The sequence below is a fragment of the Niallia oryzisoli genome (assembly GCF_036670025.1).
Classification (GTDB): domain Bacteria; phylum Bacillota; class Bacilli; order Bacillales; family Cytobacillaceae; genus Bacillus_BD; species Bacillus_BD oryzisoli.
Map to the genome: position 1 here is coordinate 706,687 of NZ_CP137640.1, position 12,663 is coordinate 719,349.

At 39.1% G+C, this 12,663-nt stretch carries 14 protein-coding genes, 2 other RNA genes and 1 riboswitch; of the genes, 8 read left to right on the top strand and 8 right to left on the bottom strand.

Translation table 11 applies throughout. The annotated features are described in order from the left end of the window. The first annotated feature begins 104 nt into the window (after positions 1–104). From R4Z09_RS03510 to R4Z09_RS03525, 4 genes are all read left to right on the top strand, one after another. Positions 105–2,498 carry a polyprenyl synthetase family protein gene (locus R4Z09_RS03510; RefSeq protein ID WP_338451002.1) on the top strand — a complete coding sequence of 798 codons (2,394 nt, stop codon included), beginning with the start codon at positions 105–107 and terminating at the stop codon, positions 2,496–2,498. Between the two features lie 161 nt (positions 2,499–2,659). Beyond that, positions 2,660–2,842: riboswitch (Lysine riboswitch) on the top strand. Positions 2,843–3,018: 176 nt separating this feature from the next. Continuing rightward, the gene (locus R4Z09_RS03515) at positions 3,019–3,870 is read left to right on the top strand and encodes a transporter substrate-binding domain-containing protein (RefSeq protein WP_338451003.1); all 852 of its coding nucleotides are present in this window, start codon (positions 3,019–3,021) and stop codon (positions 3,868–3,870) included. Between the two features lie 67 nt (positions 3,871–3,937). Further along, positions 3,938–4,720 carry an amino acid ABC transporter permease gene (locus R4Z09_RS03520; RefSeq protein ID WP_338451004.1) on the top strand — a complete coding sequence of 261 codons (783 nt, stop codon included), beginning with the start codon at positions 3,938–3,940 and terminating at the stop codon, positions 4,718–4,720. Positions 4,721–4,740: 20 nt separating this feature from the next. Beyond that, positions 4,741–5,478 carry an amino acid ABC transporter ATP-binding protein gene (locus tag R4Z09_RS03525; RefSeq protein WP_338451005.1) on the top strand — a complete coding sequence of 246 codons (738 nt, stop codon included), beginning with the start codon at positions 4,741–4,743 and terminating at the stop codon, positions 5,476–5,478. 65 nt (positions 5,479–5,543) lie between these two features. Here the strand turns inward: R4Z09_RS03525 and R4Z09_RS03530 are convergent, their stop codons facing one another. Genes R4Z09_RS03530 through thiS form a run of 5 tightly spaced genes read right to left on the bottom strand, consistent with a single transcriptional unit; the run spans position 5,544 to position 9,103 of the window. Next, entirely contained in the window at positions 5,544–6,128 is a 585-nt protein-coding gene (locus R4Z09_RS03530) for a thiamine phosphate synthase (protein WP_338453193.1), read from the bottom strand. Between the two features lie 13 nt (positions 6,129–6,141). Then, on the bottom strand, positions 6,142–7,296 hold the full coding sequence (gene thiH / locus R4Z09_RS03535; protein ID WP_338451006.1) for a 2-iminoacetate synthase ThiH: 1,155 nt from the start codon (positions 7,294–7,296) through the stop codon (positions 6,142–6,144). Positions 7,297–7,302: 6 nt separating this feature from the next. Next, positions 7,303–8,085 carry a thiazole synthase gene (locus R4Z09_RS03540; RefSeq protein WP_338451007.1) on the bottom strand — a complete coding sequence of 261 codons (783 nt, stop codon included), beginning with the start codon at positions 8,083–8,085 and terminating at the stop codon, positions 7,303–7,305. 14 nt (positions 8,086–8,099) lie between these two features. Then, positions 8,100–8,903 carry a sulfur carrier protein ThiS adenylyltransferase ThiF gene (gene thiF / locus R4Z09_RS03545; RefSeq protein WP_338451008.1) on the bottom strand — a complete coding sequence of 268 codons (804 nt, stop codon included), beginning with the start codon at positions 8,901–8,903 and terminating at the stop codon, positions 8,100–8,102. Between the two features lie 5 nt (positions 8,904–8,908). Further along, entirely contained in the window at positions 8,909–9,103 is a 195-nt protein-coding gene (gene thiS, locus R4Z09_RS03550) for a sulfur carrier protein ThiS (protein WP_338451009.1), read from the bottom strand. 293 nt (positions 9,104–9,396) lie between these two features. Here thiS and R4Z09_RS03555 point away from each other — a divergent pair, with 293 nt between their 5' ends. Continuing rightward, the gene (locus R4Z09_RS03555; RefSeq protein ID WP_338451010.1) at positions 9,397–9,624 is read left to right on the top strand and encodes a hypothetical protein; all 228 of its coding nucleotides are present in this window, start codon (positions 9,397–9,399) and stop codon (positions 9,622–9,624) included. 155 nt (positions 9,625–9,779) lie between these two features. On the opposite strand, the gene R4Z09_RS30995 is transcribed toward R4Z09_RS03555, so the two are convergent. Continuing rightward, on the bottom strand, positions 9,780–9,959 hold the full coding sequence (locus R4Z09_RS30995) for a ribbon-helix-helix domain-containing protein (RefSeq protein WP_422392283.1): 180 nt from the start codon (positions 9,957–9,959) through the stop codon (positions 9,780–9,782). A gap of 380 nt (positions 9,960–10,339) precedes the next feature. On the opposite strand from R4Z09_RS30995, the gene R4Z09_RS03560 reads away from it, so the two are divergent. After that, positions 10,340–10,639 (top strand): helix-turn-helix domain-containing protein, encoded by a 300-nt coding sequence (locus tag R4Z09_RS03560; protein ID WP_338451011.1) that lies wholly within the window; start codon positions 10,340–10,342, stop codon positions 10,637–10,639. Positions 10,640–10,643: 4 nt separating this feature from the next. Here R4Z09_RS03560 and R4Z09_RS03565 read toward each other — a convergent pair whose 3' ends face one another. After that, positions 10,644–10,895, bottom strand: coding sequence for a hypothetical protein (locus R4Z09_RS03565; RefSeq protein WP_338451012.1), 252 nt, complete (start codon positions 10,893–10,895; stop codon positions 10,644–10,646). Between the two features lie 673 nt (positions 10,896–11,568). Between R4Z09_RS03565 and rnpB the strand changes: the two genes are divergently transcribed. Further along, positions 11,569–11,948, top strand: an RNA gene (gene rnpB / locus R4Z09_RS03570) — RNase P RNA component class B. 64 nt (positions 11,949–12,012) lie between these two features. After that, an RNA gene (gene ffs, locus R4Z09_RS03575) (signal recognition particle sRNA large type) lies at positions 12,013–12,280 on the top strand. Positions 12,281–12,479: 199 nt separating this feature from the next. On the opposite strand, the gene R4Z09_RS03580 is transcribed toward ffs, so the two are convergent. Then, positions 12,480–12,647 carry a hypothetical protein gene (locus tag R4Z09_RS03580; RefSeq protein WP_338451013.1) on the bottom strand — a complete coding sequence of 56 codons (168 nt, stop codon included), beginning with the start codon at positions 12,645–12,647 and terminating at the stop codon, positions 12,480–12,482. Between the last annotated feature and the right edge of the window lie 16 nt (positions 12,648–12,663).

The window sequence follows — 12,663 nt, forward strand, 5'->3', positions numbered from 1 at the left end:
TAAAGAAGCTATGCTTGTTATTTTAATAGACCTGACCGGAATATTATAGTATTTGTTTCATATGCGTCAGCATACATATTAAGAAAACATATTATATAGAAGGAATGTGTTATATGAATGCGGAGCTACTAATAAATCCAGATGCGTGCTATCGTCTGGCTGAGCAGAAGGCTGCTCATTATTTTGAAACACTATCGGCCCAGGTTATGCAGCAGACCTATGTACCAATCCTGACAAAAGATATACAAGCCTGGAAGCAGAATCATCTTCATCATTACCCAATATTGTCTTTCTTTACACGCGGAAAGGAAAAAAAAGCTGCACAAGGGTATCAACATTATATTCAATGGTTGAATTACACAGGTAAGCTTGATCATTACTTGGAACGCAGTATTTCTTATATCTATCTAAGGGATTTAGGAAAAGATCTACATTCGCCTGATACTAAGAAAAGGGTTCGGGATGTGGTGGAAAGTTTGAGAGACCAGCTGATTGAATCTACGAACAGGGAGGATTCTTCGGATACATACAGCATGGCGGGACTTTATCGGAGGGCCCAAAAGGAAGGCGTAGAATCGGCCATGATCTGGCTGGTTAGTAAGCTAAAAACTGTATCTGAAAACATACCAAATGGCCTAAATGCAGAACAAGCTCAGCGAAAACTGATCAAGATTATTGCCGGAGTGATCATGCTTGAAATGGAAGAGATGGCGGATGGAAGCCGGGTATCTGCTCAAGAACGCACCCAGAGGCTTGATCGTGCCATACGACTCGGCTATTGCTATGGTCTTACCTATCCTTTTATTGATGACCTGCTCGATGCCAAAATTCTGTCTCCAGAGGAGAAAAGGCGATATTCGGAATTGATTAGGACCACACTGACAACAGGAACCGTACCGCATTTAAGTGATTGGGACGGAGAAAATGCGGAAAGTATTCGATTTATTCATGCGGAGCTGCGGGAAGCCTTTGAATATATTAAAGCGACACAGAGAGAAGAAACGAAAACACATTTTTTTGAGCAGGCGTATGTATTCTATCAATCGCAGGAAGAGGACCGTAACAAGGATTTAACCAATCCTAGCTACACGAATAAAGAACTATATTTACCGATCATATTAAAAGCATCTTCATCACGATTGATTATCCGTTCTATCATTAGTGCTCCGGAGGATGAAGCCTTTGACAGCCGTACCTTTTATTATGGGATTTACAACCAGCTTGCCGATGATTTTACGGATATGTTTGCTGATATGAAGGACGGTGCAGTCACCCCATATACGTATTATCTGAACTATCATGACAAGCGCCCTGATTTGATAAACCCCTTCGAATTATATTGGACGGTCATTTTTCATTTGATACATAAAGTCTATCATTCTGATTCCAAGACATGTGAAGTGATATTAGACCGGGCAATTAACGGTCTGAAACGTTTTAAAGAACGAATGGGAACTGAAAAATATCATGAAATCATGTCATTATTTACTTCGGGAATTCCAAAATTTAATCGTATGATTCAAAAAATGGTGCAAAAAGCGGATGATGTGGATTTCTTTGATAAACTGCTTCGGGATCATATGATTTCTCTTCTTAAAAAGGAAAGAGAGGAACAGGAAGAATTTTTGGACACGGTTAAAACCGTTCGCAATCAAATTAATAGTTTTCTGCCGATAGTGAATGACGAGCAGTCGGCCCTTTTGGAAGAGAAAATTATCGATGCGGCCAATTATAGTCTTTCGGGTGATGGGAAACGGCTGAGGCCGATCATCACATGGATGATGGGGGTTAAGGAGTATGGGTTAAATCAATTGGATATCGTACCGCTTCTAAAATCATTGGAATATATGCATACGGCTTCCCTGATCTTTGATGATCTTCCCTCCCAGGACAATGCATCGACTCGGAGGGGGCGGCCGACTCTGCATCAGGTATATAATATGGCGATAGCGGAATTAACCAGTCTCTTTCTAACACAAAAGGCGGTTGAGGAGCAGGCCTCACTTGACCAGTTTGATGCAAGAACAGTGCTGAAAATGATTCAATATTCAGCGCAAAAGATTGAGGATATGTGTAAGGGGCAGGCGATGGATTTAGATTCCATTGGGAAGTCCTTGACATTGGAGCAACTGACGATGATGTCTTTTTATAAAACCGGAATCGCATTTGAGGCCTCCCTTATCATGCCCGCGCTGCTAGCTCAGGTAAAGGAGTTAGAAATAGCAGCCTTAAAAAAGTTTGCTTATCATTCCGGAATTGCCTTTCAGATCAAGGATGATCTGCTCGATGTTGAAGGCGATGAGACCGTATTAGGAAAACCGGTTGGAAAGGATGCAGAAAATCTCCGCTCTACATTTGTAACAATCCTCGGCATTGAAGAAGCGAGAAAATCAATGTGGGAGCATTATTGTCTTGCTTCAGAGGCATTGCAGGATGTGTCGTGTAAAACAAGCTTTCTGAAGCATTTGTTAAGTTACATGGTGAACCGAGATCATTAAAATTAATTTGCTTCATTTGAACAATTAGTATTTATTTTTACTATTGTAATAGAATAATCTTTCCAAATATAAACAATGCTATAAGCCAGATTGACAGATATCTAACATTATTCTAAAATACTTTATATAATCATTTAATTGAATACAGCCTCACTTTTTACAGGTGAGGTAGAGGTGCGGGAGTTAACAGTCTGTAGCGGAGTTTGAGGAAACGCTGAAGCTATGGAGAAGGAACGATCGCCGAAGCTTGTAATATCCTCACTATTACTTGCTGGGTCTGCAGTTAAGAGCTGCAGGACTGTCTCAATAAACTTCCCGGTTTATTGAGGGGCGCTATCTCATTAAGGGAAAGAAGAGGAAATTTAGGCTTGTTGCGTGCAAAGACAAGGACCTGGGTTTATCTCAGGTCTTTTTTTGTTGAAAAAAATGCCTGAATAAACAAAATCCTGTAAGGAATAGCAGGGAAAGAGGAATAATAGATAGAACTACCATTAAAACAAAAAGTAAGGAGAGGAATTTTATGAGGAAAAAATTAGCTTTATTTTTAACGCTTACGCTAGCTGCCATTCTGTTTGTTACTGGCTGCGGTAACGGAAGTACTTCTGAAGATTCAAAGGAAGAAGCAGCCGCAGGCGATGAAGGGACATTCAAAGTCGGTCTTGAAGCAGGGTATGCACCGTTCAACTGGACACAAATGGATGATTCCAACGGAGCTGTAAAATTGGATGGAAATGCAGAATATGCCGGTGGATATGACGTAGAAATTGCAAAAAAAATTGCTGATGGTCTTGGAAAAGAATTGGTGATTGTCAAAACAGAATGGGACGGGCTTGTGCCAGCATTGACTTCAGGAAAAATTGATGCGATTATCGCGGGGATGTCTCCAACTGCAGAGCGTAAAGCCACAATTGATTTCACTGATAACTACTATAAATCAGATCTAGTTATGGTTGTCAAAAAAGGCGGCAAGTATGAAAATGCAAAAACCCTTAAAGATTTTAAAGGCGCGAAGGTTACAGCACAATTAAATACATTCCACTACTCAGTCATTGACCAAATTGACGGTGTTCAAAAGCAGCCGGCAATGGATAACTTCCCGGCAATGAGGGTTGCCCTAGAATCAGGGGTTATTGATGGATACGTTTCTGAACGTCCTGAAGCTGTGAGTGCTTCATCTGCAAATGATAAATTTGCTATGGTAGAATTTACGGATGGATTTAAGACATCTGATGATGATACGGCTATTGCAGTAGGAATTGCAAAAGACAGTGATTTAACTAAAAAAATTAATGAAATCTTAGCTGGAATATCTGAAGAAGAACGCCAGCAAATTATGGATGATGCGATAAAGAACCAGCCAGCAGCTAAATAATCATGATATGGAACCGAGTGCAGCATAACCGCATTCGGTTTCGTAATTATAGGAGGATAGGAGAAATATGAGCTTTGAGTGGATAGTCAAAATAATTTCAGAAAACTGGCCAATGTTCATTCGCGGAGCGGGTGTGACGCTGTTAATCTCTATTATCGGTACGATAGTAGGTTCTTTGATTGGTTTATTAATCGGAATGATACGGACGATACCAATCCCTGAACGGGGACCAAAAAAAATACTCTTAAAAGTGGTTAATGCAATTCTTTCTATTTATATTGAATTTTTCCGTGGTACACCAATGATCGTACAGGCAATGGTTATTTTCTATGGTTCAGCATTAGCATTCGGATTTGATATGGACCGGTTATATGCAGCTATTTTTATTGTATCGATTAATACTGGGGCCTACATGTCAGAAATCGTCCGCGGCGGGATTGTATCAATTGATAAAGGACAATTTGAAGCAGCGCAGGCAATCGGAATGAATCATTTTCAAACGATGTTTAATGTTGTATTGCCACAGGTGATTCGAAATATCTTACCGGCAACAGGGAATGAATTTGTTATCAACATTAAAGATACCTCGGTGTTGAACGTGATATCTGTTTCGGAATTATTCTTCCAGACAAAATCCATTGCAGGTAATAACTTTAGATATTTTGAGTCGTTCTTTGTTGCATGTATTCTATACTTTATTATGACCTTTGGAGTGACAAGAATCTTGCGCTGGGTTGAAAGAAAGCTGGATGGTCCGGACAACTATATTATGTTGGCGAATCAAATGCAGGTTGAGACACCGGAAGACATTCTACGCCGGGAAAAAAATAATGATGGAAACAGAGTATAGTCGAAGGAGGACGAGAAGACGTGGAAAAAGTAATCGATATTCAGCATTTAAGCAAATCCTTCGGAACACATGAAGTATTAAAGGACATTAATTTTTCCGTAAATAAAGGAGAAGTAGTCTGTATTATCGGCTCCTCTGGATCAGGTAAATCAACTCTTCTTCGTTGTGTAAATCTCCTGGAGAAACCCAGCGGCGGTCAGATTATATATAATGGAGAAAATATTCTTGATGATAAGCATGATGTATATGAATATCGCAAAAATCTCGGGATGGTATTCCAACAATTTAATTTGTTTAATAATCATAATGTCTTAAGTAATTGTACGGTTGGGCAAATAAAAGTCTTGAAGCGTTCAAAGCCAGAGGCTGAACAAGTCGCCATGAAATATTTGAAGGTAGTTGGGATGGATAATTTCATTAATGCCAAGCCAAAGCAGTTATCAGGCGGCCAAAAACAACGTGTGGCCATCGCAAGAGCACTTTCGATGGAACCGGATGTTATGCTGTTCGATGAACCGACATCTGCGCTTGACCCTGAGATGGTAGGAGAAGTCCTAAAGATAATGAAAGAGCTGGCTGAAACGGGTCTTACGATGTTAATCGTTACACATGAGATGGAATTTGCCAGAGAAGTGTCTGACCGGGTTGTATTTATGGATAAGGGTGTTATTGCCGAGGAAGGAAGTCCTGAGCAAATATTCCATAATCCATCTGAGGAACGGACAAGAGAGTTCTTGAAGCGGACATTAAATAAATAAGCAAAAAAGACCAAAGAACTTCCAATCGTTCTTTGGTCTTTTTTTAGTGAAAAAACATATCCTCTTCACATGCAAAAGTGTTTTGCCAGTTCAACGGGATGAGGACTTGTCATGGCCTCTGACATGATGCAAAATCCCTTTGCACCTGTTGCGATAATGTCATTCACATGATGTCTTTTGATCCCTCCAATGGCAAATACAGGGATACCCACCGAATCACATACATCCTTCAGAAAGGAGAGTCCCCTTGGAGGAACTCCCTTTTTACTATCTGTTGAAAAAATATGACCAGCAATTAAATGGGTAGCCCCTAATGATACAGCCTCTTTTGCTTCCTCAACTGAATGAACAGAAGCGCCAATCCCGCTAAAGGGCAGTAAGTCGGACTGATATTTTCTCAAAAGATCCATTGATAATTGAATATTGGCAAGTCCCATTTTCGCTGCGACAGAAATATTCTGATTGATGAGTAGCGGGACATTGTGGTGATTACAAATGTCATTCACTTGAATGGCTAGAGATTCATATTCATCAAGTGCCAAGTCTTTTTCTCTAAGCATGATGGCATGCGGCTTTCCTTTAGCTAATTGATTGATTTGGGCTAAAAAGTCATGTTTACATAGTTTCCTATTTGTCACATAAATCAGCATCACAGATTTCCGCCTAAACTCTAATATAGTCTGTATAGACTGGCTGCAGGCCTTTTTGTACAAGCATGTCGTGAACTTCTTTGACACTTCTTTCATCGGAAATTTCAAACTGCTGGTCGCCTTTTTGTTCCTCTTCATGACCACCCACGCCCACATTCACACCCGCTGACATTTTCGTTGCCACCATGCCGGCAACATTGTCACGGAATCCGGCCCTTTCGCGGGTGGAAATGGTAATTCCCGCAAATGGCATGAACAAACGGTAAGCCAGCATTACTTGTAAAAGCTGTTTATCGTGCACATCTTTTGAATTATTATCCGCGTTGTTAATATATGGACGTATCCGCGGCACAGAGAAGCCAATCTCAGCATGCGGATACTTTTGTTGAATTAATTTTGCATGCAAACCAGCTGCAAAGGCGTCCTTACGAAAATCATCTAATCCAAGCAGCGCACCGAAGGAAACACCGCGCATGCCGCCTAATAAAGCCCGCTCTTGGGCATAAAAACGGTATGGGAAAATTCGTTTTGATCCCCATAAATGAACTTGTTCATATTTATCGGGATTATAGGTTTCTTGATAAACGGACACAAAATCAGCACCGCATTCATGGAGATAGGCGTATTCATCTACGTTTAACGGATAGATTTCAATCCCGACTGTCTTGAAATATTTTGCTGCCAGCTTAATCGTATTACCGATATATTCAACATCTGATTTATAGCGGGATTCACCTGTAAGAAGTAAAATCTCTTCTAAACCAGTAGCGGCAATTGCTTTTAATTCATCTTCTGCCTCATTCGGGTTAAGGACGGCACGCTGAATTTTATTGGTTGCTTTGAACCCGCAATAGACACACTCATTTTCACAATAATTCGCAATATATAATGGGGTAAAAAGGGTAACGTTATTTCCGAAGTGCTTCTTTGTTTCCGCCATCCCTTTTCGAGCCATCTCTTCTAAATACGGTAAGGCGGCAGGGGAAAGAATCACTCCATAGTCTTCCAATGATAAATGATCTTTGGCTAGAACTCTCTCAACATCTCGTCCTGTATAAAGACTATAATCATATTGTTCTACCGTTTTTAATACCTTGTCCATTAAATCAGATTGGATGATTTCCATCCCTTCTTGAAACTGCATATGGTCGACTTTTTTTCTACTCATCTCGCATTAATCCTCCAAAAATCCTGTTAATGGGCTGGATGCTTCTGCTTTAAAATCGAGTACCCTTCCTAAACCGGCTAAATAGGCTTCACGACCTGCTTTTATTGCTTGCTTAAAAGCACTTGCCATCATGGACACATTGTTTGCTGTTGCAACCGCTGTATTACACATAACGGCAGCGGCCCCCATTTCCATGGCCTCGCATGCTTGAGACGGACGGCCGATACCGGCATCTACAATAATAGGTAAGTCGATTTCATCTACTAGGATTTGGATGAATTCTTTCGTACATAGGCCTTTATTGCTTCCAATCGGAGAACCTAAAGGCATGACGGCAGCAGCACCGGCATTAACTAAGGCTCTTGCAGTATATAGATCCGGGTACATATAAGGCATGACAATAAATCCTTCCTTAGCCAGCATTTCAGTTGCTCTAACTGTTTCTTGGTTATCAGGAAGTAAGTATTTTGAATCGGAAATAACCTCTAATTTAATAAAATCCCCACAGCCCAGCTCTCTTGAAAGACGGGCGATTCTTACTGCTTCCTCTGCTGTTCTAGCACCGGAAGTATTCGGAAGCAGCGTAATATTTTTGGGAATATAGTCAACAATATTTTCCTCACCGCCAGTATTCGCTCTTCTTAGGGCTAACGTGACAATTTCAGCCTCTCCAAATTCAATAACAGCTTTCATTATATCGAGTGAAAACTTACCTGACCCCAAAATAAAACGAGATTGAAACTCGTGTCCGCCAATTGTTAATGTATCTTTTGTTAATGTCTCTTTCATACAGTAAATCCTCCTTAGACTTCTTCGTGTCCTAATAATAATCGTAGAATCATATTTGCTTGATGGCCGGCACAAATTTGTACTCTTGGTGCCATTAAACCACTGCCGACCCTTGCTTCATTTTCTAAATCGCCACAAACATATAATTGTTTCATTGGTCTTCTTGTTTGGATTAAATTAGAGCTATCATAGCCTGCCATTCCTGATCCGGAAACAATTTTGCAATTGGGGAGCTGCTCCAATGCCGTATTTACGAGCATTGCTTTGGCATCTGGTTTGTCAAACGCCTCACAAATAACATCATAGTCTTCAAAGAGTTCCTTCACATTTTCCTCTGAAATTTTAGCGATTCTTGTCTCTACTGTAATAAATGGATTAATCTCTTCTAATTGCTCTTTGAGAGCGGCTGTCTTTGGCATTCCCAGATGTCTCACGTAATAGCTTTGCCGGTTAAGATTACTAGGCTCAACAATATCAAAATCAACTAGAAACAGATGACCAACCCCAATTCTCGCCAGCATTGTCGCAATATTAGACCCAAGTCCGCCTAAACCTGCGATGGCAACCTTTCCTTTTTTGACTCTTTGATAGACATATGGCGTATGCCTAGCCATCATCATGCTTTCTAATTCTTCTTCATCAGGCATGACGCCCTTTCGAATAATAGAAAGAATATCATTTTCAGCTAAGGGCGAATCCTGATTAATTTGAAATCCGTTTAATATGACAATATCATCAGTATTTCCGATACTTTTTCTTACTTGAAATGCTGTCTGATAAGCTGTTTCCTGTTCTTTTCCATTGATGATGATTTTCATGTTGATCAGCCCCCTCCAACAAATCTAACAATTTCTAAAGTATCTTCTTCTTTAAGAATGACATTCTTATATTCTGCCTTAGGAACAATATTTCCATTGCATTCAACGGCAATCTTTGTTAAATCAAAGTTTCTTAATGTTAAATAATCATATAAAGTTTGATCCTTTTCTAATGTTTCTATAGCCCCATTTACCTTCATTTTTTCCACTTCCTTTCCAATTTTCACAAAAAAAGCACAAAACGAGTTAACACCCTTTCGGTGGTGTTCCCCATTTTGTGCTTTGCTTTATTTGATTAGTTGACTAAATTATATAAAAGTTTTGCAATTTAGTCAATTAGAGATTTTGCTAATTGTTTGTGATTAATCATAGATTTTTGGCTATTCTATATAAGCAAGGCTCAGTAAGAGTACAATCTAACTGAATATCTTTCGTATATCTGTAGAAAAATATCTCCTAATAATGGAATGTTTCCTTTAAAGGAGAGAAAAAAATGAAAATTAACCTTGATTTAATTAGAAAGACAGAGCGATACCATTATGATGATCCTACATGCGGTGTGTTAATTGATATCTTCCGGAATGGGAGTCATTGGCATGCTGTAGCAATTGCTGAAAACGCGGAGTGGTATTGTCACAATGGCTTCGGAGAGACAAAAGAGCAGGCAGCGGAAGAGGCCATTATTGGTGTGTTGGATCTCGTGAAAAATAGGGATTTATAGAACAATACAATATTTATTGAACCCAATCGTTTAGATTGGGTACTTTTTGATGTCCAATAAAGTGTATTTAGACATATTTACACTGTAAAAACCTTATTTATGTCGAATTTGAATCGACCACAATGATTTCCCCATCCAGAACCGGTCGTAAAGGTTCAATGGATATACGGAAATGGGGAAGCTTTTTTCAGTGTACTAGAAGTGTTTATAGTATTATATTTTAGAATTAAATCCTCTACAGCTTTACCTAATAGGCGTGACATAGAAATACGAGTAACAGCAGAAAGTCCTTTTAACTTTTCTAGTAATTCTAAGGATGATCTTGTTGAAGGGATGGGATATGTCGTTACTTCCTATGAAACGCTCTCTTAAATCTTACGAAAAATAAGTCCATTAATAACAAATATATTTATTTATAAAAGTAATTTAAGTTAATTAATTTATAACAAATATCAAATTGCGTAGAAAATCTATTCAACATAAAAAAATGTTCCCTTTGTTTATGTTAGATTAAGTATCTATATTATTAGATTTAGTTAATATAGATATATTAATTGATGTTTAAATATGTATAGTTTAATTTATATTGTTAATCGATATCTAATAATTATAGCTTAATGGTAATTGTTTATTTCTTTTATTATTATTTGAGATAAAGAGTAAATATATTAGAAGGATAAAAAGTAATATTTAAACATAGAAAGGAGATTTTGCCGTGGAAGTGGGTAGGTCGGAGATAAATGAATGGTATACACAAAAACAAGTGGCTGAACAGTTAGGTGTTTCAAAGGCAACCGTCTACCATTATGCCAAACAGGGAAAAATCCGGAAAATTGCAGATCCTCACCGGCTGCACAGAGAAGCTCGATACTATAAAGAGGAAGTGGATCGTTTAGCCAGTGAGAGGGAGCAATATCCAACAGGTATGCGACCTTCAGAAGTGGCCAAACAGTTGGGTTTATCAGTGAACTGCACTCCACATGACTCGTATGCGTATACTTATCGATCATCTTAAATTGTTACATTTGTTTAAGAGCCTGATTAATCACACATTCCACCCACTGACTTATAGTAATATCCTCTTGTTCCGCTAGTTGTTTAACAGAATCTAACATTTTAATTGGCAGTTTTAAATTCGTTTTTCGGTAAGTGCTTCGAACAATAAATAGCCCTTCAGTATTCTCAATCGTTTCCACTTTTATAAAAGGAATAAGCTGCTCCAAATTAAAAGGAATAGATTGTTGAAGAGATATTACCCCAGCCTTCATCAAAATATACACACCCTGCTACTGTTCCCGAATCCCTATGTTTTCAATTACCCAAGATTCATACAAAAAATCAATAAACGGATATAAAATATCCTCCCCTTTTGGAATCTGGATATGAACGTAACCTTTATAATCTAATGCATCTTTATGGATTTCAATGTCATGACTAGAATCATAATATTCATTTTCCGAACACGCTCAAATTCCAAGGGATGAAACTATTCCTTTGCTTCCAAGAAAATCTCCTCTGAAAGGAGATTTCTATTTTAACCTCGAAAAAAAGTGAAAAAACAGGTGGAAAAGAGGCGAAAAAACGGTCATTTTTGTATCAATAATTTTCCAAAATGGGGGTTCTGTCGGAAATCTTTATTTTAACTCGGACGGAAGAATGCGGGTTTGAGGCGGGGGTTTTCGGAAGAGTTTATTTTGGTTGTACAGTAAGATTAATAGGGGATGTAATAGCGAGTAAGTGCCATGTCTAGATGGAAAGGCTATAAATATTATGAAAGTATATTAAATGTAGGGGTACCGGCGTCATTTTTGCTTCTCTAAATGCATTTTCGAATAAGTTGTTTGGTAAGTTAAAAACCTTCCATATCTGGAATCCTTCTACTAGTGCGGTTTTAAACGAATGTATGTTATAGTTATTCTCGTAGTGATGAACGAATAAACATGAAATGGTGAGTAGTCGCGGCTCATGTGTACATGAGTTGAGGAAAGTCCAGGCTCGCCCGGTGCTGAGATGCCCGGAGTGTTCGTGCCATCTGTAAAGGTGGGCAGAGATTAATCTCTGACGGCGGAGAAATCAGCTAAGTCCTTACGGATATGCTGAGATTATCCTGAAAGTGCCACAGTAACGGAGTTCTTCTGGAAACGGAAGAAATGGAACGGGGTAAACCCCACGAGCGAGCAACCCAAACTTAGGTAGGGGCACCATCCCGCGGGAAGTGAACCAAAGGATGGATCGGTCAAATCGATCGATAGTTATATGACTACACCTGTCTGTGCAAGATTGGCATCGCTTGAGCACACAGGAACAGAACCTGGCTTACAGCCATTTCATGGGCCGAATCATCTACATCGTTTTGCTCATAACATAGGTATGTTTTTTATATACATACCGTGCTAGACGGGGAGTTAGCGGTGCCCTGTACCCGCAATCCGCTACAGCGGGGTTGAATGCCTATATGAGGTTTGAACATGTAAGGTCTGCCTTACAAAAGTGAGCGTTGACAATTGGGTCCTGCGCAATGGGAACCCTATGAATCTGGTCAGGTCCGGAAGGAAGCAGCCATAAGTAGTCTTTTCCATGTGCCGTTGGGTAGCCTAGTTCGAGTTACCTTTTGTAAGTAACGCTTGGTTGTTCCTGTCGAGAATAGGATGCACGGTTTACATATAAAAGGTCGGTACTTCTAATTGTTTTCATTAAACAATTAGAAGTACCGACCTTTTTACTTATTTTTAATATATTCGGCTTATGTAAAATAGAAACGAATAAGATATACATTGATCCAGAAAGCAACGAAATGGTGATTGTGTTGCTTTCAGTGCTACACGAAAAGTACATACATCAAGTGCTAATATGCTTTAACGCCAGCGCAATGTAATTAATAATCGACAACAGTCCAAATCGACTACTTTTGATGTGAATTCTAACCGTAAGGCATCAGGATTGTAACGAATATCTACATCTGACGTAACCCCTATAAAAACCTCCTCAATATCTGAAGTTTCAGCAGCATACAATTGCATCAAATTCTTTTTACTCAGA

Coding starts and splice junctions, on each gene's coding strand:
- R4Z09_RS03515 (WP_338451003.1), top strand. CDS start 3,019: ATGAGGAAAAAATTAGCTTTATTTTTAACGCTTACGCTAGCTGCCATT.
- R4Z09_RS03540 (WP_338451007.1), bottom strand. CDS start 8,085: ATGAAAGAGACATTAACAAAAGATACATTAACAATTGGCGGACACGAG.
- R4Z09_RS03510 (WP_338451002.1), top strand. CDS start 105: ATGTGTTATATGAATGCGGAGCTACTAATAAATCCAGATGCGTGCTAT.
- thiS (WP_338451009.1), bottom strand. CDS start 9,103: ATGAAGGTAAATGGGGCTATAGAAACATTAGAAAAGGATCAAACTTTA.
- R4Z09_RS03555 (WP_338451010.1), top strand. CDS start 9,397: ATGAAAATTAACCTTGATTTAATTAGAAAGACAGAGCGATACCATTAT.
- R4Z09_RS03520 (WP_338451004.1), top strand. CDS start 3,938: ATGAGCTTTGAGTGGATAGTCAAAATAATTTCAGAAAACTGGCCAATG.
- thiF (WP_338451008.1), bottom strand. CDS start 8,903: ATGAAAATCATCATCAATGGAAAAGAACAGGAAACAGCTTATCAGACA.
- thiH (WP_338451006.1), bottom strand. CDS start 7,296: ATGAGTAGAAAAAAAGTCGACCATATGCAGTTTCAAGAAGGGATGGAA.
- R4Z09_RS03530 (WP_338453193.1), bottom strand. CDS start 6,128: ATGCTGATTTATGTGACAAATAGGAAACTATGTAAACATGACTTTTTA.